Here is a 24,179-nt window from a genome sequence, read left to right as displayed (position 1 = left end):
CAGATGTCCACAGCCTGTCTGGAGTGCCATACAACGAGCAACTGGAACTCGACGTTCAACCATAACAACACGCAGTTCCCGTTGACGGGTGCACATGTCCAGACATCCTGTCAGCAGTGTCATGTGGGCGGGGTGTTTGAAGGGACCCTGGGTCAGTGTATTGACTGTCACCTTGCGGATTACAACGGCACGACGGATCCGGATCATGCAGCGGTCGGGATCTCGACAGCCTGTCTGGCGTGTCACACGACAGAGTCGTGGGACATGGGGTTTGATCATCAGACAACGAGCTTCCCGTTGACAGGAGCGCATGTTCAGACATCCTGTCAGCAGTGTCATGTGGGCGGGGTGTTTGAAGGAACCCCCGGTCAGTGTATTGATTGCCACCTTGCGGATTACAACGGCACGACGGATCCGGATCACGCAGCGGTCGGGATCTCGACAGCCTGTCTGGCGTGTCACACGACAGAGTCGTGGGACATGGGGTTTGATCATCAGACAACGAGCTTCCCGTTGACAGGTGCACATGTACAGACATCCTGTCAGCAGTGCCATGTGGGCGGGGTGTTTGAAGGGACCCCGGGTCAGTGTATTGATTGTCACCTTTCAGATTACAACAGCACGACGGAACCGGATCATGCAGCGGCGCAGTTCCCGACCACCTGTCAGACCTGTCACTCGACGAGCAACTGGAACTCGACGTTCAACCATAACAACACGCAGTTCCCGTTGACGGGTGCACATATCCAGACATCCTGTCAGCAGTGCCATGTGGGCGGGGTGTTTGAAGGGACTCCCGGTCAGTGTATTGATTGCCACCTTGCGGATTACAACGGAACAACGGATCCGGATCATGCAGCGGCACAGATGTCCACAGCCTGTCTGGAGTGCCATACAACGAGCAACTGGAACTCGACGTTCAACCATAACAACACGCAGTTCCCGTTGACGGGTGCGCATGTTCAGACATCCTGTCAGCAGTGTCATGTGGGCGGGGTGTTTGAAGGAACCCCGGGTCAGTGTATTGATTGTCACCTTGCGGATTACAACGGCACGACGGATCCGGATCATGCAGCGGTCGGGATCTCGACAGCCTGTCTGGCGTGTCACACGACAGAGACGTGGGACATGGGGTTTGATCATCAGACGACAAACTTCCCGTTGACGGGTGCACATGTACAGACATCCTGTCAGCAGTGTCATGTGGGCGGGGTGTTTGAAGGGACCCTGGGTCAGTGTATTGACTGTCACCTTGCGGATTACAACGGCACGACGGATCCGGATCATGCAGCGGTCGGGATCTCGACAGCCTGTCTGGCGTGTCACACGACAGAGACGTGGGACATGGGGTTTGATCATCAGACGACAAGCTTCCCATTGACAGGAGCGCATGTTCAGACATCCTGTCAGCAGTGTCATGTGGGCGGGGTGTTTGAAGGGACTCCCGGTCAGTGTATTGATTGTCACCTTTCAGATTACAACAGCACGACTGATCCGGATCACGCAGCGGTCGGGATCTCGACAGCCTGTCTGGCGTGTCACACGACAGAGTCGTGGGACATGGGGTTTGATCATCAGACGACAAACTTCCCGTTGACGGGTGCGCATGTCCAGACATCCTGTCAGCAGTGTCATGTGGGCGGGGTGTTTGAAGGGACCCTGGGTCAGTGTATTGACTGTCACCTTGCGGATTACAACGGCACGACGGATCCGGATCACGAAGCGGCGCAGATGTCCACAGCCTGTCTGGAGTGCCATACAACGAGCAACTGGAACTCGACGTTCAACCATAACAACACGCAGTTCCCGTTGACGGGTGCGCATGTCCAGACATCCTGTCAGCAGTGTCATGTGGGCGGGGTGTTTGAAGGGACTCCCGGTCAGTGTATTGATTGCCACCTTGCGGATTACAACGGCACGACGGATCCGGATCACGAAGCAGTCGGGATCTCGACAGCCTGTCTGGCGTGTCACACGACGGAGTCGTGGGACATGGGGTTTGATCATCAGACAACGAGCTTCCCGTTGACAGGAGCGCATGTTCAGACATCCTGTCAGCAGTGCCATGTGGGCGGGGTGTTTGAAGGGACTCCCGGTCAGTGTATTGATTGTCACCTTTCAGATTACAACAGCACGACTGATCCGGATCACGAAGCAGCACAGATGTCCACAGCCTGTCTGGAGTGCCATACAACGAGCAACTGGAACTCGACGTTCAACCACAACAACACGCAGTTCCCGCTGACGGGTGCACATATCACAGCGAGCTGCAATCAGTGCCACGCGAGCGGACAGTATGACGGCCTGCCGACGACCTGCGTGAGCTGTCACTTGGCGGATTACAACAGCACGAGTGAACCGGATCACGAAGCGGCGCAGTTCCCGACCACGTGCCAGACCTGTCATACGACCAGTAACTGGGATGCAACGTTCAACCATAACAACACCCAGTTCCCGTTGACCGGAGCGCACATCACAGCAAGCTGCAACCAGTGCCACGCGAGCGGACAGTATGACGGCCTGCCGACGACCTGTGTGAGCTGTCACCTGGCAGATTACAACGGAACAACGGAACCGGATCACGAGGCGGCGCAGTTCCCGACCTCCTGTCAGACCTGTCATACGACCAGCAACTGGGATGCAACGTTCAACCACAACAACACGCAGTTCCCGCTGACAGGCGCGCACATTTCAGCAAGCTGCAACCAGTGCCACGCAAGCGGACAGTATGACGGCCTGCCGACGACCTGTGTGAGCTGTCACCTGGCAGATTACAACGGCACGACGGAACCGGATCACGAAGCGGCGCAGTTCCCGACCACCTGTCAGACCTGTCATACGACATCGAACTGGGATGCAACGTTCAACCATAACAACACGCAGTTCCCGTTGACGGGTGCGCATATTTCTGCAAGCTGTAACCAGTGCCATGCGAGCGGACAGTATGACGGCCTGCCGACGACCTGTGTGAGCTGTCACCTTGCAGATTACAACGGCACGACGGAACCGGATCACGAGGCGGCGCAGTTCCCGACCACCTGTCAGACATGTCATACGACATCGAACTGGGATGCAACGTTCAACCATAACAACACGCAGTTCCCCCTGACGGGAGCGCATCTGCAGGCGAACTGTAACCAGTGTCACTCTGGCGGTGTGTATGACGGACTTACGACATTCTGTTTTGATTGTCACCTTGCGGACTACAATAGCTCAGCAAGCCCAGACCACGAAGCCGACCGATATCCAACAAACTGTGAGCATTGCCATTCGACTTCAAACTGGAGTTCAACATTCAACCATGCCCCACTTTTCCCGATAAATTCCGGTGCTCATAGAAGCGTATGGGACACGTGCCTGGAGTGCCACCGCACGCCAGGCGATTTCTCAATGTTCAGTTGTACTCACTGCCACGAGCACCGTCGATCAGAGGCTGATAGCGAACACCGAGATGTGAACGGCTACGTCTGGGAAAGCAGCGCGTGCTACAGCTGCCATCCAAACGGCCGACACGAACCAAGTCCTCCACGCAATCCGGGACTTCGGAGGCTGAATTGACACGGCGCGTATCACAAGTCTCCCCTTGGTTCACGGTTCTCCTGCTCTGGATCATAGTGCTTCCCTTGCGTGCAAGCGAAATTCGAGCGGAGGTTACCTACGTAGCGTGGAAGACACTATACCTGAACGCAGGACGTGCTCACGGACTTGAAAAAGGTCTCAGCGGCCAATTGTACCGTGAAGCGAACTTGATTGGCCACATCTCAATCGCAGCAACAGCAGAGTCGACTTGCGTCGCGACTCTCTCTGGCGACAGCACGATTGCGCGTCTGGGTGACAGCGTCGTAATTCTCCTTCAGGATGGTCCGAGTGCACAAAATGAGAGCCGTCCTGCAATGTCGTCGGGCGCGGATCGCTCACCTGAACAGCAAACAACGCAAGCATTTGCGAAGAAGGCTCCGCAGTTCAGTGGTCGGTTGGCTCTTCAGTGTGACGCGTACGATGATCGTCTTGACAATCGAACAGCTGAGCTGCTTCCGGGATTCTCAACGAAGGCTGCAGTTCATCGCATCGCAGGCGAGGGGACCAAGCTTAGCTTGCGGTATCGCGGACGTAAGTTGAGTGATTCCGCGCGTGAAAATTGGCAGCACAGACTCTACACTGCCGAGTTGAGCTTCGCGCCAGGGCACTCTCAATGGAAGGCCAGCTTCGGAAGAATGCAGGCCGGTTCGGTAGCAGGTATCGGGTATATTGACGGCGGGTACGGTGAGTTTGCCTTGAGCAACGCCTTCGCGGTAGGGTTATTTGGCGGTGCACAGGCAGAGTTGGACATGAGCCGCACCGACCTGTCCACAAGCAAAGCGGGCGCGCTGGTGACTTACAGCAGCGAGTTAGGTGCAATGGCGAGATCGAATGCAACCTTGGCTCTTGCCGGTGAGTATCAAGAGGGACAGATTAGCAGAGAGTTCATTTATCAACAATTCACCTTCACGTCTGCCGGTAGGGTCTCCTTCTACGAGTCTGCAGAAATCAATGTCAATCGCGGCTGGAGACAAGATGCCGAAGGAGCGCTGATTACGCCTGCAAACCTGCTCTTGAATTTCCGCTACGTACCAGCGCGTGCGATTGCTCTCAACGCTGGCTACGACGGCAGGTCGCGTTACCACACGTGGGAGACCCGGGAAACTCCGGACAGTCTGTTTGACGATGCGGTTCGGCATGGGATGCGTGCTGGTGCGGAACTAATGATGCTGCGTGGAACACGATTCGCGGTTCAACGTAGCTTTCGCAGTGATCCCAGTGCCGAGAAGCTGTTTCCCTCCGGAACCTATTCATTAACGTCAAATTCGTTGTTGAATGGCAAACTTGGGGCGTTGCTTCGCTACAGTCACTTCGAAAATGTCTATTCGACAGGTGTTCAACAGATGATTGGAGTCAGCATATCTCCACGTCGCGGATTGGATCTGCGCTCTGAGTATGGGGAGACGAGCTATCGCTTTGTGCAGAACGACTTGACAAGCGACAGTAAGTGGATCCGCGTCTCGGCCGACGTAAATCTGCGCACTGGTTCCTATCTTTCGGTCCACTCAGAGCGAACCATCTCGGCGAACTCCGATGAAGTCCGCGTATTTTTCGAGTTAGGACATCGGATTCGCTAAGAATCGTCGCGGGCGACCCGCGTTCTGATCATGTGCGCGAATCAGGCTCTCCGTTTCCTTCTGTCGTTTGGCACTCGCAGGCGTCCCCAAAGCACTCCCATCTGACTCCCACCTCTCCCTATCCAGCTGCAGGGCGCGATCTAATACCTCGTTAGTCTCGTAAAGCCTAAACATACAAGCATTTACTTGGGTGAATGGAGGCGCTCAACCAAGAATTGCAGATAACCGGATAAACGGCTATATTTTTCGTATGGACTTCACAAAGCGTAACCCTGTACGGATATTCAAAGCCCTATCTGAAGAAACTCGGCTTCAAATGCTCATTCTGATCTTACAGCATAGAGAATTGTGTGTTTGCGATCTGGAAAGTGTGCTTGAGATCGGTCAATCCAAGGCATCAAGACATCTGCGATACTTACTCAACGCGGGATTACTTCAGGACCGCCGCGAAGGAGTCTGGATCTATTATCGGATTGCCGATACCCTGGATTCCCCAACCAAAGCGATAATTGAGAACATTGATCAGCTTCTCGATAATACGAAGATAAAACAGTTAAATGAGAAGCTCTTGAACTGGCGTCAACAAAAGAAGTGTGGACACTCGCGAGGGAAGTTCAATACCAAAGCAGCAAGAACCGAGAGAACATCGTGACCAAAGCCGCGCAATCACTAACGCGAAAGTTGTCGTTCCTTGACCGCTACTTGACGCTCTGGATCTTCGCCGCGATGGCCGCCGGAGTCGGGTTGGGGTACGTATTCCCCGAGATAGTGCCAATGCTCGATAAGTACAGCGTGGGCACCACTTCGATTCCCATTGCGATCGGTTTGATCCTGATGATGTATCCGCCGCTGGCCAAAGTGAGATACGAGAAGTTGCCTTCGGCATTTCGGGATCTCAAATTGCTTCGGGTCGCAATCATCCAGAACTGGATTGCAGGCCCGATTCTGATGTTCCTTCTCGCCATTTTGCTCCTGCCGGATCAGCCTGAATACATGCTTGGTGTTATTCTTGTTGGAGCTGCGCGCTGCATAGCGATGGTGCTGGTATGGAATGATTTGGCAAAGGGCGATCCCGAATATGCAGCAGGTCTCGTTGCGCTTAACGCAATCTTTCAAGTACTCTTCTATTCCGTTTATGCCTACGTGTTCATGACTCTCCTGCCGCCTTTGTTTGGACTGTCTGGAACCGCCGTTAATGTATCTATCGGAGAGATTGCGAAGACCGTTCTCCTGTACTTAGGAATTCCCTTTGCTGCGGGCATAATCAGCCAATTGGTGCTGATCCCGGTAAAGGGACGTGAATGGTATTACTCCAAGTTCACGCGCAGGATTGCTCCCCTGACTCTAATCGCGCTCCTCTTCACAATCATTGTAATGTTCTCCTTAAAAGGTGATGCGATAGTCGAGCTTCCTATGGATGTTCTGCGCGTCGCAATTCCCCTCGGCCTATACTTCACGATCATTTTTCTGGTCACCTTTTGGTGGACACATCGAATTGGAACCGAGTACTCGAAAGCAGCGACCGTCTCCTTTACTGCGGCCTCAAATGACTTTGAACTTGCAATTGCAGTAGCTATTGCAGTATTTGGTGTCCACTCAAAGGTAGCCTTCGCAACAGTCATCGGACCCTTGGTAGAGGTTCCTGTCTTGATAGGACTTGTGAATGTCTCATTGTGGATGCAGAAAAGGTTCGTCAGAACTGATAACATGTCAGCGGCCAAGCGAAAAGAATGATTGGGCAGAGCTGTTGAAGAAACCTACAAAGAAACCAAGGCTGGGAATTGCTTCTTCATCATGCATGATCATTGCAAGGGAAGCGATTTACGGGTAAACTGATGCATCTAAGATCTGAGTGGAAGTCTCTTGTCCTTATAGTCGGTCTTTTCCTTGCCGCCTTCTACTTGCCAGTAGGGGTTCCGCGCTTTGACAATGCGTTAAATGAGTCCCTGCAACTGACCCGCTGGTATGCTCGCGAACATGTCATCTTGTGCCTGATACCGGCTTTCTTTATTGCGGGTGCTATTGGCGTATTTGTCCGACAGGACTCTGTCATGCGCTATCTGGGAGCCAAAGCCAACAAGGTACTCGCTTACGGCGTCGCCTCTGTTTCCGGAACTGTCCTGGCCGTTTGTTCGTGTACTGTTCTTCCCTTGTTTGCCGGAATCTACCGCATGGGAGCCGGTCTTGGTCCCGCTTCCGCCTTTCTCTACTCTGGTCCTGCGATCAATGTGCTGGCGATTGTGCTGACCGCTCGAATTCTCGGTGTGGAACTAGGTGCGGCCAGAGCGATCGGCGCAGTTGTCTTCAGTATCGTGGTAGGTCTTGCCATGCACTTCATTTATCGAGAAGAAGAGAACGATCGTGCCGCAGAGCAAGCAGATGCGGTCATCGTGCCACCGACCAGATCCCTTGCGAAGACAGTTGTCTACTTTTCGCTGATGATTGCCATCCTCGTCTTTGCGAATTGGGGGCAATCGAGTGCATCGAGCGGCATATGGCATGCCATTTCTGAACTGAAGTGGTGGTTAACGGGACTCTCTGCCGTACTTCTCGCAACTGTACTCGTCACTTGGTTCAATGCTCCGGCATTGCCAATCACGGCATCTGGCATTCTTACCGCAGTGCTGGCGATGCTCCTTCCGCATGAGCCGTTGATCGCATTTGGAGTTGGTTCAATCAGCCTCGCTGCCGTGCTTGCAACAACGAAGGGCGAACTTAGCGAGTGGCTGGATTCAACTTGGGGTTTTGCCAAGCAGATACTGCCATTGTTATTAATAGGTGTTCTTGCCGCGGGCTTCATGCTCGGCCGACCGGGACAGGAAGGAATCATTCCCTCCCAGTGGGTTAGTGATTCGGTTGGCGGTAACTCACTATGGGCAAACCTTTTCGCTTCGGTCGCAGGCGCGTTCATGTACTTCGCCACGCTCACGGAAGTTCCCATACTCCAAGGCTTACTCGGGAGTGGCATGGGCAACGGACCAGCTCTCGCACTCTTGCTTGCCGGGCCGGCGCTGTCGTTGCCAAGCATGTTGGTCTTAAGGAGTCTTCTTGGCCTGAAAAAGACAATGGTATTCGTTGCACTCGTCGTAATTATGTCGACCGTAACGGGCTTAATGTTTGGCGCAATTGCAGGTTAGTGGCGATCAAACGACGATTGAGAGCCGTCGAATGTACGTAAGGATAGTTAAGTATCTCAAATTCGCCTATGAGTATTGCTCATCGAATCTCTCATATGAAGGGAACAGAGTATGAATCCGAGGAACGAGAATCAAACCGGTAATGACTGCTGTAGTAACGAGTCTTGTAATTGCACGAAAAGTTCCCAAAGCAAATCTAAGCTAAGAATTGCATTCGTAGCACTCATCATGCTTGCTGCGGTAGGGGTTGGCACTTGGTCGCTGATGGCAAGCTCGTCAAGCTCTCCCTGCTCCGAACAGAACTGCGCTGATTCAACACGCAGTTGCTGCCCGCAATAGAGCCGCCAATGGAGCAATGGATTCAACATGTCCTTTCGGGGGATCGCCTTGGGATAGCGTTCTTCCCTGCAGTATTCTTGATCGGAGCATTAGGATCATTAGGTGCATGCTGCACCTTGCCTGTTGTCGGTGCGGTCGTGGGCTACGCGGGGTCGCGCACGAGAGGGAGCAATCGCAGGGAATTGCTCTTGGTGGGTTTGTTCTTCATGATCGGGACGACCATCGCCCTTGCGACGATTGGCGCGCTTGCTGGACTTGTCAGTCAGGCTGTTAGCTCGACCGTTGGAAGATACTGGCAATTCCTTTCCGGTCTCATATTAGTGCTGTTAGGTCTTGTCAGCTTGAATCTCTTCAGCTTCAAGCTACCCAAGTTAGATGTTGGACGTTGGTTGTCAGGCAATCAGACAGGTGGTGCGGCTTTCTACGGGCTTGTACTGGGCGGTGCATCGACTGCGTGCTCAGTCGGCTGCAATCCGCTGCTGCAGATAGCGATTGGCGCAACGGTCTTAAGCGGCAGCGCGGTCATTAGCGCTCTCACCTTAACAGTCTTTGCGCTTGGCTACAGCTTGCCCCTGTCGGCAGGATTGGTCGGCATTGGATTAGGAATGGCACAACTGAATAGTATGATGCAACGGGTCGTGCCTTTCATCAGGTTCGGCGCGGGGGTACTTCTGATCGTCGTGGGCTTCTACCTGCTGGCGACCATCTGATAGACTTTCAATCTTGTGTCGCGATCTCGTTTCTTTTGAAGTCGCAACACTTCGGAGCGTTGCGCGTGCCGCAACACGACTTGCTCTCTATACTTACACAGTCTACCAATCCATGAAAAACACACTTCCTCCAAATGTAGAGCAAAACTTGGAAGCTCAAATCCGAGTTGCCTCAAGACTTCGCGCGCAGATTGCCTCGCAATCTAACAAGAATGTTCCCTTTATCACCCTGTCACGCCAATTCGGATGCGAGGCGATCAGCCTTGCGGAGCAACTGGCCGCTCAGCTTGACAATGTCGAAAAGCTTGAACCCGGATCCTGGCAGGTGTACAGCAGAAAGCTTATAGAGTCAATGGCTGATCAGCAGTACTCCTATGACCAGCTCATGGCTGCCCTCGATTCGAAGGCACGAAGCGCAATAGTCGAGTTCGTTGAATCTCTTGTAGGCCAGATATCAGATTTAAAACTATTGCACAAACTTGTTGAAACCATGCGCGCAACCGCTCTGCTCGGTAGATGTATCATTATCGGAAGAGGCGGCGCCGTGGTGACGCGCGACTTGCCCGGCGGGATACACGTAAGGCTCGTCGCATCCGAAGAAGCCCGATTGAGCAGACTCGTGCATCGTCATGGCTGGAGCGAGGCAAAGGCGCGAGCGGAGTTGAAAGAACAGGATAGTTATCGTCACAGTTTCTACAAGAAGTATCTGCACAGAGATTCGAATGATCCCGAAATATATGATATTGTGCTCAATGCTGGACGTTTGTCTCAGAATGAAATGATAGGCCAAATCCTCGCGCTCTATCAGGATCGACGCGGATCGCACAGCTGATTCACTCATGACCGGTCACCGAAAGGCACAACTCAAGCGCATGATGTGGTGAGTTTGCGAACACAGGTTAAGTTAGACAATTCTTGACTGCCTTGAGATAAACAAATACGAAGCCCCCGCACTAAGGAGTGCGGGGGCTTTTTATTGGTGATTAAGTAGATCAGTTTGCGCCTGCCAATGCTCTCGGGAAGAGGATGTTGTTCTCCTTGTGAATATGCCAATGCAAGTCCAGCTCTAACTCCTCAAGTCCGGCGTAGAGTCCGCGAAATGTGTTGCAGGCTCCCTCTGGCGGTGTATAGTCGTGAGTCAGCTCACGCAGTTTCTCAAGTGCGCGCCCCGCTGACTCATGCTCGGCCTCCATAACACTAACTGGCCCGAACAGCTGTGCCGCCGCTGCAGGTGGCAATGAACCTTGCTCAATTCGCTTTATGGCAGGGAAAAGTATGTTCTCCTCCTTGTACATATGCGAATCCAACTCCTGAAACAGCCCGGCATACACTTCGAGAATGGTTCTAAGCTCGGGATGACTTTCCCCGTGAACGCGATAGACCTTTTCAGCCATCTCACCGAGGTGTGGCAGCGCGTTCCGCAGATATGCATGGTGCTGACTCAAGATATTGTCCACAAGCGCAGACATCGAAACCAAAGACCAATCAGGTTCTGTATGGGTCTCCGCTCTGCTGTCCTGACTTGCAATCTCAGACAGCACAAGCTGCGGGTCAACGCTCTTTGCCTCGCAGGCCGCCCCTAGCGAGTGCGCGCCACCGCAGCAGTAATCAATTTGAAAACGTTGAAATACATGTGCGCGTGCCGGCTTTTCGACAACTAACTGGCCGACTGGAGTTTCAAGGGAAATGCTCATCGTGCTTCCTGAATTATTTGTGTGACTGATGCTGAACTAACACTTAATCTCTGCACCCTTCCGCGCGTAGAACCACCAGTTCACCGCGAGACAGCTTACGTAGTAGAGTGCAAATCCGTATAAGGCGTACTCGGGATGCCCCGCTTGAATTTGCGTTCCGAACACCTTAGGAATGATGAATGCACCGTAGGCGGCGATTGCAGATGTCCACCCGAGGACCGGACCCGCGTGCTTCGCATCAAAGATGATTGGGATCATTCTGAACGTCGACCCGTTTCCGATCCCTGTCGTGATGAACAAAAGCAAGAATAGGAGCAGAAAAGGTACGAAGTACGCTTCCGGCGTTGGCGAGTTGCTCGCTGCTTCAATATTATAGGCGACGCCGAGCGCTGCAAGAATCATAAGTATGGTGTCCCAATGTGTCACGCGTGCGCCACCAAACTTGTCAGAGAGCCATCCGCCGACTGGTCTGATTAAAGAGCCGACCAGCGGACCAAGCCAGGCGTAGGCAAACGGATTAGGTGCGTTGGGATTCGCACTTCCATCAGGTAGAAAACCAAAAACATCCTGTATGAGCTTGGGAAATGCCGCAGAGTAGCCGATGAATGATCCGAAAGTCATCACATAGAGCCATGTCATGACCCAATTGTGCTTCACCTTGAATATGGCAAATTGGTTACTGAGATTCTGACGAATCTTTGCAGGTGAAAGATATCGAATTAGGATAAGCGTTACGATGATGGTTATTGGAAGCACGATCCACATGTTCACTTTGAGCGCGACAAGAAGATATAATCCTAATGCGGCTCCGGCGTAGCCCAGCAGCGAGAGATAGAGCATCTTTGAGATGGCGGCTGGCGTTGATCCGACATTATGGACGGCAAGATTGTTCATCAGTACCCACGCAAGGATGGTGAGGACTCCGAGGATTGGAACCCAAACAAATCCGCTGTTCTGAATCCAAACCAAAGTTCCGACTGGCTGTGCTCCTGCGGCAACGGCGGTTTTCCAGGCTTCGCCCCCTGCTGCACCGAACATCCCGAACGTCATTACAAATGGCAAGAGAACCTGCATGACGCTTACCCCGAGGTTTCCCAATCCGGCATTCAGTCCTAATGCCGTGCCCTGTATGCGCTTGGGGAAGAACAAGCTGATATTCGACATGGATGACGCGAATGCTCCGCCGCCGATACCGGACAGAGCGGATAAAATTACGAAGGTCGAATATGAAGTTCCCGGTTCGCGCAATGCCAAACCCAAGCCGAGGGCGGGCAGGATGAGCAGCGCTGTTGTCGCCGCTATGACATTTCGACCGCCGCTTAATGCTACGAAGAAAGAGTTCGGAATCCGCAGCGTCGCGCCGGTCAGTCCCGCAATCGAGATTAGTGTGTACAGCATGGCCTTGTTCTTGGCCGGGTCTGGGTCGAATTGAAACCCAAGTTCCTGCATCTTCGTCGTAACAATGGACCAATACATCCAGACTGCGAAGCCGCACAGCAAGCACGGAATCGATATCCAGAGATTACGATAAGCAGTTCGCCTTCCTTCGCCTTGCCAAAAGGCGTCGTCCTCGACGTTCCAGTATGTTAGTGTTTTTGCCATTATTGTCTCATGGTAAGTACGGTTCAGGAACGTTGGGTTTCGACGGGATGATCAATCCTGTCTTCAATGTGTCGCATCAGGACGGGAGCCTTCTTATGCATCATCTTCTGAACGACATAGTGCATCCAGATCAGGCAGACGAATGAAAGAACCGCGAGGAACATCCACGAGGTTGTCCAAAGACCTGTCCACTTCAGCATGTAGCCAAACAAAATCGGACAGAAGAATCCGCCTAAACCCCCGACGACGCCCACGATACCACCCACCACACCGATCTGATCGGGATAATAGTCAGGGATATGGCGATAAACCGCTGCTTTGCCGATTCCCATCATGATACCCACGACAAACACCAGAAATGTGAATATCCAGATGTTCGCCTGAAAGTAGAGATGGGTGATGCCTCGGGCGAGTAGTTGCTTCTTGACAACTTTCTCTCCAACTGTAACCGCTGGTTCATGCCAGAATTCGCCGGAAGGAAAGACCAGAAACGTGTTGTCTTGGTTCTTGCGCCAGGCCGCCGGTTCCGGTCGAACTTTGTATTCTCGCTGATCCACTCGGATTAATGTGTCAGAGACGAAGGTGACGGTGCCTGCACGAAGCGCCGTCACACCGGAGCCGGGGGATTCAATGTCCATCCGTGGAACGCAGAGCAGCGCGCAACCGACCAGACACGAACCCAAGACCCAGTACATGACGCGTCTCGCTCCAAATTTGTCGGACATCCAACCGCCGAGAGCGCGAATCACTCCGGACGGCAGACTGAAGATCGACGCCATTAAGCCCGCCGAAGCCACACTCATTGTGTAGACATTCACGTAATAAGGGACGAGCCATTGCGCGAGAGCGACGAAGGCGCCAAAGACTAGAAAATAGTAAAGTCCAAACCTCCACACTCTGACATACTTTAGCGGCTCAAGTCTTTGCCTTAGAGTAAAACCCGCCGAGTGTTCGACCTTCTTCTCGTAGGTCATAAAGTAGAAGATAATGGCCATGACAACTAGTGCTGCGGCATAAATCTTCGGGAGCATGCGCCAGCCGTCAATGTGCGATCCGTTGTCAGTCAGCCATTTCAACAGGATCGGCGCACCCATGCTGGTCAAAGCTGCTCCTGCATTGCCGACTCCAAATATACCCAGAGCTGTTCCTTGTCGCTCTTTTGGAAACCATACGGACGTATACGCGATCCCGACCGCGAACGCGGCGCCGGTGAGTCCGAAACCCAGACTTGCGAAGACAAACTGATAGTATTCATTTGCGGCTCCGGTCATGAACATCGGAATCGCGGAAATGAGCATAAGGATTGTGTATACTCTTCGTCCGCCGTATTTGTCGGTAAGCACTCCGACCGGCAGGCGCATCAACGACCCGGTCAACACGGGAATTCCGATCAACCATCCCATCTGTGCTTTGTCCCAAACGAAGATATCGTTGTCCACAAGATAGGTGATGAGAACTCCGTTCATCATCCATCCGGCGAAGCAGATGGTGAATGCCAACGTATTCAGGATGAGAACCTGAATGGCGATTCTACGATTCTGCACGGTTACACCTCTTGAATGCGACTAAGATACTCTGTCATCTCGTGTCTCGGTCGTGGCGCTTGCGGCAAGGCCGTGCAGCAAATGACTAAATCCATAGAATCCGGCAACTGTAGCAAGTATGATTAATATGACGTGAAGCTTGTATGTTTTTAAGTTGTGGAGAAACAGTCGAAGTGGATTTCCGTGTACCTTATTAAGCGGATGCGTCCCTTCTAAGTATTCTTGTGCATCCGGAATTCCATCATTATCCAGATCGCTCTGAAATCCATACACTTCCGCCAACAACTCCGGATGAGCGCGCAATTCAAGGAACTTTGTCTTTCCCATCTTCGTTATAATCTCATTGCCGAATCTATTCAAAATTGGACTTTCAACTGCGATTCCCGGCGCGAAGGCCCCGCGTGCTGCATTCAATCGGTTGAGTTCATCGGGAGTTAGACTTCCTATCTGACCGCGCGAAGCTCCTTCTGGCCCGTCACCGTTCGTATGACACATTGCGCAATTGATCGGACGACCGGAATTCATCTGCGAGAATCTTTGAAACTCCGGGTAGGCAAATGCGCTGCTCGCAATCGCGACCAAAGCTAGTAAGAGAATGATAGTCTTCATACGTATCATCCTTTGATGGCAAGGTAAATGTGTTCCCCGAACAAAGTCATGACAATCATGTACATCGCGATAGCTGATGCAATCCACCTCATGGTTTTGTGGCTTGTTCCTCGGAATATCCACGGAGCTGCGAATAGACCCAGCGTGGCAATCGTCATCACAACAATGATCACCCAGAACGGCAACAGCTCCATTGGATAGTAGACAAAATAGAAATACCATTCCGGTTTAATTCCGTCCGGTGTTGAGCCAAGCGCATTGTACGGTTCGAGCAGGGGGTAGGGAAACAGCGAATCAAAAGGAAGGCACAATGCTAAGATGAACACCACAAGAAATGCGATGCCCCATTCCTTGAAATCCTTCAGAATGAAGAACGGAAAGAACTTCTCCTTGCGGCGCGGCTTCCCTTCAATGCCGGGACTCATCCCGTGCAACTGAACGGATAGGATATGGAGTCCGAGCACCGCAAAAATGAGCAACGGAAGTATGACGACATGCAGTGCAAAGAATCTGCTTAAAGTTGCTTGACCAATGGCCGGTGCGCCTTGAATCGTCACCCTCACATCCTCAGCAAGATGCGACAGCGCTGCGGGCAGGTATTGCCCGATTTGGTCGATTGAGGCCAGTCCGACCTTTGTTGCATTGACCGCTATTTGATTCCACGGCAGCAAGTATCCGGTAAACCCGAATCCGAACGTAATCAAAAGCAGAAGCACACCGGCAATCCAGGTGAGTTCTCGCGGCTTGGCAAACGCCTTCATCGCCAAAGCCGTCAACATGTGAGTGATGACGCAGAAGATCATGAACGATGCGGACCATGCATGCAGATTGCGAATGAGTCCGCCCATGGTCACGAAGTGCGTTATGTATTCGACAGATTCATGCGCCTCACTAACTGTCGGTTCGTAGTAGAACAGCAGCATCACACCTGTGAATACTTGAATGATGAAGAAGAAAAGAGCTAGTCCGCCGACATAATACCCCCAGGACATCCGGTGAACCGGGACCTCCTTCTCGGTGATCATGTGACGGACGTCGAGCTTGTCAAAAGGCAACCTCGATGCTAAGAAATCAAATACAGATTTGACGACGGGCCGCTTCATTATGCCTCCGCCGACAAGGATCGGACAATGTAAAGTGAATAGCCATCTGCAAGTTCCGGATCAATTCGGCCGGTGCGGGATCCGCGCGGACTCTCAGTTGCGATGTCATTGCCAAGCTCATCGCGAACAACCCAGGCGATGCGGTCGAGCGGCGCCTTTGCAGGTGCACCCGGGTTGGGCATTCCGGTCTTGATATCAAAGTATGAAACGTGGCAAGGGCACAGGATACGGCCGCTCGCGTCAACTTGATTTCCGACAGTGCATCCGAGGTGTGTGCACTTGGCGGACAGCAGCATGGGCCAACCGTCCTCTGAGCGGAAGGCAAGTCCCGGGCGCATCGAGTAGTCGATAAAGTATTTCCCTACGGTGTTGTTTAGCTCTGAAAGTTTGGCCACAAAAATGTGATCACTTCGCATCCGCTCAAGTTCAAGCTCCTTCTCTTCGGCGGTCAACTGCAGACGACGCAAACGCGCTTCAAGCAGGTTAGCCTCTTCATCGTGATGCAGTCCCGGCATTTGGAAGAATCGTCCAAGTTTGTCAAGAACACCCGCTGAAAGCAGGAGTCCTGCCGCACTCAGCCCCAACGCTGCTTTGACAAAGTGTCGCCGTGACTCCTGAGTCACGCGCGCCGCGACAGCCGCAGTGTTTCGGCGCGGGTTGTTCCAGACCACTTTCTGCGGAGATCGGAACAGATACTGAAGCGGAACCGACACCATATGAATCAGACGGGTGAACGGGAGAACCAGCAGAATTAGCCATGCGCCGACAACATGTGCTTGAATCACAATGGGCATGTCGCGGATAACCGAAGTATCGGGATTAAGGGTGATAAGGCTCCACACGTACGGCGTCAACGTGCCTGTTGACCAACTCGCACCCCAACGGTAGCCGCCCGCGACCATCAGGCCCAAACCGACTTGTGTCAGGAGCAACAGCGTGACCGCGAAATCTCCGAAACGCGTGCCTTTTTGCAGGCGACCAGACGTCAGCCGTCGATAGAGGAGCACTACCAGGCCAAACAGGCAAAGCACTGTCGCCGCTATCCCGATCGTCTCCACAATGATAAGCAGGGTGGGAACGGCCATTAGTCTTTGCCACATGCCGGGGATCAGGAATGCGACAAGGTGACCAAGAAAGATAACGAGAATCCCGATATGCCATGGCGCGGAACCCCATAAGAGTTTTTTGCTCTCGAGGAATTGCGAAGATAGTGATGAGATTCCGTACCGATCATTGCGAAACCTCCAGACAACCCCAACCACGCAAACCACGATTGCGGCGTATGGCAGTCCGACAAATGCAAACAATTCAAGCATAAGTTGCCTCCTTACCGGTCTCCAAGTTCAACACTGCGATTGCCGCCTTTATCGCATGGGCGAACGGATTGTCTTTAGATTCCAAAAAGTCTGCTATCTTGGTAAGCCCGGGCACGAGTATCATCATAAGTATGTCCCTGCGCTCTTCCTCTGAAGTAAACGGCAGGAACCGAATAACGGTGCTCATATGGTCCGCAGACTCACCTCTGCTGGGAAAGTGCGCATCTCGATACATATCCAGAAGCCCGACCATAAGATGTGAGCGTTTGAAACTCTCCACGCCGAAGAGGTGAACGCTAAGCGCAGGTGAACACATGGGATTGAGATCAAACGTTCGCGTGTAGAGATCCTGCAGATCATGCGTGTTTATGCCGACTATGGCGCGACGAAACTCCTGCAGCGACTTGCGCGCCTTCCTGTTGATGTTAGACTGAATCATCTCATCGAGAGCGGATAAGTAATCACTCTCGGGATAGCTTAAGATAAGCGCGAGATCTTGGCACGTGCGTTCGAGGTGTTGGTTCCTCATCACATGCTCCGATCCGCGCCGGTGGGTTTTCCAAACCCGCAGCTTCCCTTGCAATCCTGAACCTCACACAATGAGCCAATGGCCTCCTCGCGTTGCAACGGGGGTAGAACGTATCGCTTATGAACAGTGGGCACTGCCGTAAGTAAGTAGATCTCCTCCGCTTCCTCTGGGGTCGTTCCGGCCTCCCTCATGATTCTCCGCACGCGATCGTCCAGTACATCTCCGACTTCCTGCATCCGCTTATAGTAACGAACTGCCATAAGCTTCTTCAGAGAAGCGGTGACAATCGCTTCATTACCGGCGCTAAAAAGACTCGCCAGATACTTGATGGACAGGCGTGCCTTGTCAAGCGACGTAAAGAATGTGTCCTCCGCGTGATCATAGGGCTGGTCACCGTCCTTCCCCATTACGGGCAGCAGCGGCGGAACATAGAAGAGCATTGGCATCGTTCGATACTCAATGTGTAGCGGCAGGGCCAGCTTCCATTGCACGACATACTTGTAAACCGGCGACTTGCGGGCGGCCTCAAGCATCTCGTCACTGATCCCGTTTGCGCGGGCCGCGGCGATTACCGTTTCATCATTCGGGTCACAGATCACGTCGCGCTGCGCTTCAACGAGTAACGGATCTGCCGTGCGCATGGACGCCTCGATTCTATCCGCATCATAAAGCAGCACACCGAGGTAGCGAATCCGCCCGACGCAGGAGTGAAAGCATGCCGGTGCCTGGCCGGTCTCAAGCCGGGGGTAACAGAGTATGCACTTCTCGGATTTTCCCGTTACCCAATTGTAGTAGATCTTCTTGTACGGACAGGCCGAGACACACGCACGCCATCCACGACAGACATCCTGATTAATCAGGACAATTCCATCCTCGCCGCGCTTATAAAGTGCCCCGGAGGGACATGATGCCACGCAGCTTGGATTCGCACAATGGTTGCAAATGCGCGGGAGATACATGAAGGCGACACGCTGAATCTCGAACAGCTGCTGCCGTTCATCAGGCGTAAGCTGGTCGTAATTAACATCATTCGCCGCATACATCGGAGAACCTGATAAATCGTCATCCCAGTTCGGTCCTGCTTCGATTCGCATTTCCTCGCCCGTGATCTGTGAAATCGGCTTTGCCGTTGGCTGATCATCGGACTCGGGTGCGTCGAAGAGATTCTCGTATTCGTACGTCCATGGCTCGTAATAGTCCTCTAATCCCGGTTGGTTCGGATTGTAAAAGAGTTTGAACAACCCTCCCAACTTCGACTGGGACTTGAGTTCGAGTTTCTTGTCGGCCGTTAGTTTCCAACCGCCTTTATAACGTTCCTGGTCCTCCCAGCGATGCGGGAATCCCGTCCCGGGTTTAGTTTCAACATTGTTCCACCACATGTACTCGGCACCGGGACGATCCGTCCAAACATTCTTGCAGGCAATGCTGCATGTATGGCAACCGATGCATTTGTCGAGGTGAAACACCATGGAAACCTGTGCGCGAATATCCATTGATCACCTCTACCAGATTACTTTGTCAAGTTTCTTAACGGCAACAAAAGTGTCGCGGTTCACACCGGGAGGTCCCCAGTAATTGAATGCGTATGTAAACTGCCCGTAACCGCCGATCATGAAGAGCGGCTTCAGCCGTGCCCTCGTCAGGCTGTTATGCCCCCCGGCGCGACGGTTTCCCCGCTCAGGCGATTTCGGTATGCCTAATGTGCGCTCTGGCGAATGATAGATGAAGCACATTCCGCGGGGAATGCGCGCGCTCACGTTTGCGCAGGTACAGACCACGCCGTGGTCGTTGTAGATCTCAACCCAGTCGTTGTCTTCCACACCCAACAGCAAAGCGTCTTTGTCGTTGATCCAAATAGGATCATGACCTCGGCTCAACGTTCTCATTCTTAGCGTGTCGCCGTAAGTGGAGTGAATGGACCACTTTCCGTGCGGAGTGAGATAGTTCAACACCAACGTCCCGCCGGCCGGCTTCGACATTGTCAAGTCCCCAAGAATTTCTCGGACAGGACGCGGCTTGTAAGTCGGAAGATTTTCGCCATACGCAATGTACGTCTCATGATCGAGATAGTAGTGCTGGCGTCCACTCAATGTCCGCCATGGAACGAGACCTTCGACGTTCTGACAGTACGCCGAGTATGTTCGGTTGTCGCTTGTCACTCCACTCCAAAAAGGCGTAGTCAGAATGCGTCGCGGTTGAGCCGCAATGTCTTCGAAAGTCGTTCGAACTGAGCGCGTCCGCTCCGCAGCGTGGGAATGGTCTATGCCCGTGTTCACTGCCTCGGATTTGTAGGAACGGTATGCAAGCTCTCCGTTTGTTTCCGGAGCGAAATTCAGAATGGCCTCACAGACCAATACATCCTCCCGCAACGACGGATAGATGCCACCGTCCCACTTTTCCGTCGGGTTATTCTCCATGTAGGCGTCATACAAATCGGCCACTTCGAACTGGATGCCGTGCATGCCAAGGCCCTTCCGGAAATTCGGACCGAGGCTGATAAACCGATTAAAGACGTTCTTGTAATCGCGCTTGACGACTTTAATAATCGGCATCGTCTTCCCCGGAATCGCCTCACATTCACCTTTTGACCAATCCTTGACAAAAGGTTGAGCAATTTCAGCCGGAGTGTCATGCGCAAGCGGTGCCGTGACGACATCCTCGATCGGATCCGGAAGGTATCGCTCAGCAAGCTTTGAGGTCGCCCTTGCCACTTCACGGAAAATATCCCAGTCATTCTTCGACTCCCAGCAGGGAGGCACCGCAGCCTGAAGCGGATGAATGAAACTGTGCATATCCGTCGAGTTCAGATCATTCTTCTCGTAGTAGGTCGCGGCCGGCAAAATGATATCAGAGTACAGAGCCGAAGAGTCCATGCGGTAGTTAAGATCCACCACAAGGTCCATCTTTCCAAGCTCAATTTTGTCATGCCAGGTGACATCCTCAACGTGCTCTTTCGCCTGTTCCTTCGCGATCAGATTGGTGTGAGTCCCCAGATAATGCTTGAGAAAATACTCGTGACCCTTCGCGGAAGAAAGAAGTGCGTTCCCGCGCCAGATGTAAAACACTCTTGGGAAACACTTTGGCGAGTCGGGGTCTTCAACTGCGAACTTCAGCTTTCTCGATTTCAGTCTTTCAACTACCGCCTTAACGATTGAAGCTTCATCCGTCGCGCCTGCCGCCCGCGCATCACGTGCGACGTCTAAAGAAGATTGATCGAACTGCGGATACGAGGGCAGCCACCCCGCACGCACCGCTTGCACCTGCTTGTCAATCGTGTGGCCGTGCGCCATGGAGTGCGAGCGATCGGCGACCGGACAAATATCGTCAAACTTGGGATCGTATCGCCATTGATCGGAGTTGACGTAGTGGAATGATGGAGTGTTCTGCAGTCGCGGCGGCACAGACCAATCCGTCCCGAACGCGATCGGTGCCCACGAAGTCTGAGGAACAAGCTTCTCCTGACCCACGTAGTGATTCAACCCGCCGCCATTCTTACCAACACAGCCACAAAGCATGAGACTTGAAATAATGGAACGGTAGATCAGATTGTTATGATACCAGTGATTGACGCCTGCTCCAATAATGACACTGCACTTGCCGCCGCTCTTCTCGGCAGTTGTGGCCCACTCGCGGGCAAACCTCAACACAACATCTCCGGAGACACCAGTAAATTTCTCTTGCCATGCGGGAGTATAAGCGTGATCCGGCTCGTCATAAGGCGCAGGGTTCGTCGCATCGCGGCTGACACCGTATCTTGCGATCATCAATTCAAACGCCGTGGTGACATAAACGTCACCCTCTGCGGTGTTTATCTTCCTCACGGGAACCTGAGCACTGACCCAGCGGTCGCCTTGCTCAGAGGAAAACTCCGGAAGGGAAACGTTCACCATCTTGTCCGCCTTCGGGTCGAGCGTTAAGAGCGGATCAAAAGGCCTGCCGGTTCTCTCATCTTCCAGTTTCAGATTCCACTGTCCCTTCTGGGATTGCCAGCGATGACCAATCGTACCCTGTGGAAGTCGCAATTCTCCAGTAGTAGAATCAAGCATGAAGAACTTCCATTCGGAATTCTCAATGCTCTTCGTTTCGGTGACTTGAGAGGCTCGCAGATACTGACCGGGTTTGAAACTTCCGTCATTCTGCTTGTGCAGTTCAACCAGCATCGGCCCGTCAGTATACTGCTTCTGGTAATCAATAAAGAACGGGACGGATCGTTCGACGTAAAATTCCCGCAGAATCGTATGTCCGACCGCCATCCAGAATGCGGAGTCCTGCCCTTGATGAATGGGAACCCACTCATCTGAAACCTTGGACACCATTGAGAAGTCCGGCGAAAAGACGACAACTTTTGCACCGCGATGCCGCGCTTCCACAAGGAAATGAGCATCCGGCGTGCGAGTCATCAGGACGTTCGAGCCGACGACTGCGATGAAGTTCGATTTGAACCAATCGGCGCTTTCCGCGACGTCCGTTTGTTCGCCCCAAATTTCTGGAGACGCCGGCGGCAGGTCACAGTACCAATCGTAGAACGAGAGCGATACACCACCCATCAGCTGCATGAACCGCGCACCTGCCGCATAACTTACCATGGACATCGCAGGTATCGGCGAGAACCCTGCAATCCGGTCCGGGCCGTGTTTCATCACCGTGTGAATATTCGCCGCCGCGAGAATCTCGAGTGCTTCGTCCCAGCTGAATCTACGCAGTCCGCCTTTTCCTCGCGCTGAGTGATAGCGTGCGCGTGATTCCGGATTTGAGACAATAGAGTTCCATGCGGCGACGGGATCGTCGGGAAACTGCTGTTTCGCCGCTCTCCACAGGTCGATCAACGCTCCGCGAACGTACGGATACTTGACGCGAATCGGACTGTAGATATACCATGAATAGGAAATTCCGCGCTGGCAGCCGCGCGGTTCGTAGGGAGGAATATCCTTGTCTATGATAGGATAGTCGAGTGCTTGCATTTCCCACGTGACGATGCCGTTCTTGACGTAGATATTCCAGCTGCAACCACCCGTGCAGTTTACACCGTGCGTGCTACGTATTATTTTGTCGTAAGACCACCGATTGCGGTAGAAGTCTTCCCACTCCCGCTGCTTGGGATCAAAGAGATCTGTAATCCAACTCATGCTATACCTCGTTGGCGCGATATGCGATTGCGCGAGCGTTTTCTGTAAAGTCCGACAACGGTCAATAACCCCAAGACTCCGATCACTGTGCCCAGCATCGGTGCTCGATCCTCCAGGCTCGTCTGCGGCATCATATCGGGGGAGGACAAGTATTCAGCCAGGTGAACGGCCTCTTGCGCGGTAATCGGTCGATTCTTATAGGTTCCCGACATGACCAGAAACTGCGACTGCTGAATAGCTGAAGTCATGGCGACCTTGCCCATGCGCGTCTGTAAAGCAGTCAAGTCGGGACCAAACGATCCGCCCTGTGCGCCGGCACGATGACAAGTAATACACGCGATGCCGCCATTGGCAAGTCGCGTTGAACCTTCGAACAGCTTCCGTCCGATCTGCTCGGAGGCCGGATCAAGCGTTGCAGCCACCGCTTTGCTCGCCAATTCCTGCGCGATGCTTACTCGCTCTTGCGCACGAGCGTCTTGCAGTAACTCGACGTACTGATCTACATCCTGCTGTGAAAGCGGCCCGACTCGCGATTCCATCAGTTTTACTTTGGCTGCAAGTTCGGATTTTGGCCAAGCGCGAGTCGGAAGCAAGTCCGGTCCGGTTAACTTCCCTCCGCCGATGGTGTGGCAACCCACGCACTTCTGCACATAGCTCAGGGCAACTGCATCAACCTGTTTGGCAGTGGAATCAACTTGCGCCGAGTCTGCTTGAGCAACGATGCTGTCAGGCGACTGTGCGAAAGCCCCTCCAAAGAGGAAGAGTGTCACATAGAAAGTGACGAGAAAGTAGCGATTCATGCCGCCTCACTCGCTTCTGTGGAAAGCCCTTCGGCTGACTCTGCCGCATGAACCACAACATCATCGCCTACGGTGATCACGCCGCCTCGCTTGACAATCGCAAAGATTCCTTCGCGCGGCATGACGCAGTCACCCGCTCGATAGAAGATGGCGCACTTCTGGTGACACTCTTTGCCGATTTGCGTAATTTCGAGTTCGGTATCTCCAATGATGACGCGCGTCCCGATGGTCAAGTTGGGAATGTCAATGAACTCTGTAGTTAAGTTCTCAGCAAACGCGCCTGGGCGGACAGGAACCCCTTTGTCCCGCATCTTCTGAACACTCTCCATTGCAAGAATGCTGATTTGACGATGCCAGTTTCCGGCATGCACATCGCCCTCCATGCCCCAATTCTCGATCAGCAGAACTTCATTCCGATTGGATTTGGGAATCCCGCGCCGGGTGCTGGTCGAAATGGCGACGATCTTTCCGGTTGTTGTTCTTCCGTTTGGCTGATGGATGTGGTCTGCCATCT

The 24,179-nt window shown here is 53.0% G+C and carries 18 protein-coding genes; 7 read left to right on the top strand and 11 right to left on the bottom strand.

Annotation, left to right across the window (positions count from 1 at the left end; genetic code table 11):
- The 7 genes from KJZ99_10850 to KJZ99_10820 form a co-directional block, all read left to right on the top strand.
- The coding region (locus KJZ99_10850) for a hypothetical protein (protein MCL4306405.1) at positions 1-3,558 on the top strand (3,558 nt) is incomplete at its 5' end.
- The gene (locus KJZ99_10845) at positions 3,555-5,156 is read left to right on the top strand and encodes a hypothetical protein (protein ID MCL4306404.1); all 1,602 of its coding nucleotides are present in this window, start codon (positions 3,555-3,557) and stop codon (positions 5,154-5,156) included. The genes KJZ99_10850 and KJZ99_10845, both read left to right, overlap by 4 nt.
- 250 nt (positions 5,157-5,406) lie before the next feature.
- Positions 5,407-5,808 (top strand): metalloregulator ArsR/SmtB family transcription factor, encoded by a 402-nt coding sequence (locus tag KJZ99_10840; GenBank protein MCL4306403.1) that lies wholly within the window; start codon positions 5,407-5,409, stop codon positions 5,806-5,808.
- Positions 5,809-5,882: 74 nt separating this feature from the next.
- Positions 5,883-6,890, top strand: a complete 1,008-nt coding sequence (gene arsB, locus KJZ99_10835; protein ID MCL4306402.1) for an ACR3 family arsenite efflux transporter — start codon at positions 5,883-5,885, stop codon at positions 6,888-6,890.
- Between the two features lie 101 nt (positions 6,891-6,991).
- Entirely contained in the window at positions 6,992-8,293 is a 1,302-nt protein-coding gene (locus tag KJZ99_10830; protein ID MCL4306401.1) for a permease, read from the top strand.
- A 347-nt stretch (positions 8,294-8,640) separates the two neighbouring features.
- Positions 8,641-9,342: a sulfite exporter TauE/SafE family protein gene (locus KJZ99_10825; GenBank protein MCL4306400.1), complete on the top strand. Its 702-nt coding sequence runs from the start codon at positions 8,641-8,643 to the stop codon at positions 9,340-9,342.
- 148 nt (positions 9,343-9,490) lie between these two features.
- Positions 9,491-10,174, top strand: coding sequence for a cytidylate kinase family protein (locus tag KJZ99_10820; GenBank protein ID MCL4306399.1), 684 nt, complete (start codon positions 9,491-9,493; stop codon positions 10,172-10,174).
- A gap of 160 nt (positions 10,175-10,334) precedes the next feature.
- On the opposite strand, the gene ric is transcribed toward KJZ99_10820, so the two are convergent.
- The 11 genes from ric to KJZ99_10765 are packed head-to-tail and all read right to left on the bottom strand — an operon-like array spanning position 10,335 to position 24,177.
- Positions 10,335-11,036, bottom strand: coding sequence for an iron-sulfur cluster repair di-iron protein (ric, locus tag KJZ99_10815; GenBank protein ID MCL4306398.1), 702 nt, complete (start codon positions 11,034-11,036; stop codon positions 10,335-10,337).
- Between the two features lie 36 nt (positions 11,037-11,072).
- On the bottom strand, positions 11,073-12,638 hold the full coding sequence (locus tag KJZ99_10810; GenBank protein MCL4306397.1) for a hypothetical protein: 1,566 nt from the start codon (positions 12,636-12,638) through the stop codon (positions 11,073-11,075).
- A 23-nt stretch (positions 12,639-12,661) separates the two neighbouring features.
- Positions 12,662-14,182, bottom strand: a complete 1,521-nt coding sequence (locus KJZ99_10805; protein MCL4306396.1) for an MFS transporter — start codon at positions 14,180-14,182, stop codon at positions 12,662-12,664.
- A 21-nt stretch (positions 14,183-14,203) separates the two neighbouring features.
- Positions 14,204-14,791 (bottom strand): hypothetical protein, encoded by a 588-nt coding sequence (locus KJZ99_10800; GenBank protein ID MCL4306395.1) that lies wholly within the window; start codon positions 14,789-14,791, stop codon positions 14,204-14,206.
- A gap of 5 nt (positions 14,792-14,796) precedes the next feature.
- The gene (locus tag KJZ99_10795) at positions 14,797-15,894 is read right to left on the bottom strand and encodes a cytochrome bc complex cytochrome b subunit (protein MCL4306394.1); all 1,098 of its coding nucleotides are present in this window, start codon (positions 15,892-15,894) and stop codon (positions 14,797-14,799) included.
- Entirely contained in the window at positions 15,894-17,210 is a 1,317-nt protein-coding gene (gene narI / locus KJZ99_10790) for a respiratory nitrate reductase subunit gamma (protein ID MCL4306393.1), read from the bottom strand. Before narI ends, KJZ99_10795 begins: the two co-directional genes overlap by 1 nt.
- Positions 17,203-17,739: a molecular chaperone TorD family protein gene (locus tag KJZ99_10785; protein MCL4306392.1), complete on the bottom strand. Its 537-nt coding sequence runs from the start codon at positions 17,737-17,739 to the stop codon at positions 17,203-17,205. The genes narI and KJZ99_10785 overlap by 8 nt, the downstream gene beginning before the upstream one ends.
- Entirely contained in the window at positions 17,739-19,232 is a 1,494-nt protein-coding gene (narH, locus tag KJZ99_10780; protein ID MCL4306391.1) for a nitrate reductase subunit beta, read from the bottom strand. The genes KJZ99_10785 and narH overlap by 1 nt, the downstream gene beginning before the upstream one ends.
- A gap of 9 nt (positions 19,233-19,241) precedes the next feature.
- Positions 19,242-22,865, bottom strand: a complete 3,624-nt coding sequence (locus KJZ99_10775; GenBank protein ID MCL4306390.1) for a nitrate reductase subunit alpha — start codon at positions 22,863-22,865, stop codon at positions 19,242-19,244.
- Positions 22,862-23,665, bottom strand: a complete 804-nt coding sequence (locus KJZ99_10770; GenBank protein MCL4306389.1) for a hypothetical protein — start codon at positions 23,663-23,665, stop codon at positions 22,862-22,864. Before KJZ99_10770 ends, KJZ99_10775 begins: the two co-directional genes overlap by 4 nt.
- Positions 23,662-24,177: an MOSC domain-containing protein gene (locus KJZ99_10765; protein ID MCL4306388.1), complete on the bottom strand. Its 516-nt coding sequence runs from the start codon at positions 24,175-24,177 to the stop codon at positions 23,662-23,664. The genes KJZ99_10770 and KJZ99_10765 overlap by 4 nt, the downstream gene beginning before the upstream one ends.
- Positions 24,178-24,179 lie beyond the last annotated feature (2 nt).

Source organism: bacterium (assembly GCA_023382385.1).
GTDB lineage: Bacteria > Electryoneota > RPQS01 > RPQS01 > RPQS01 > JABWCQ01.
The sequence above is the reverse complement of the archived record's forward strand: the minus strand, read 5'-3'. Positions and strand labels throughout refer to the sequence as shown.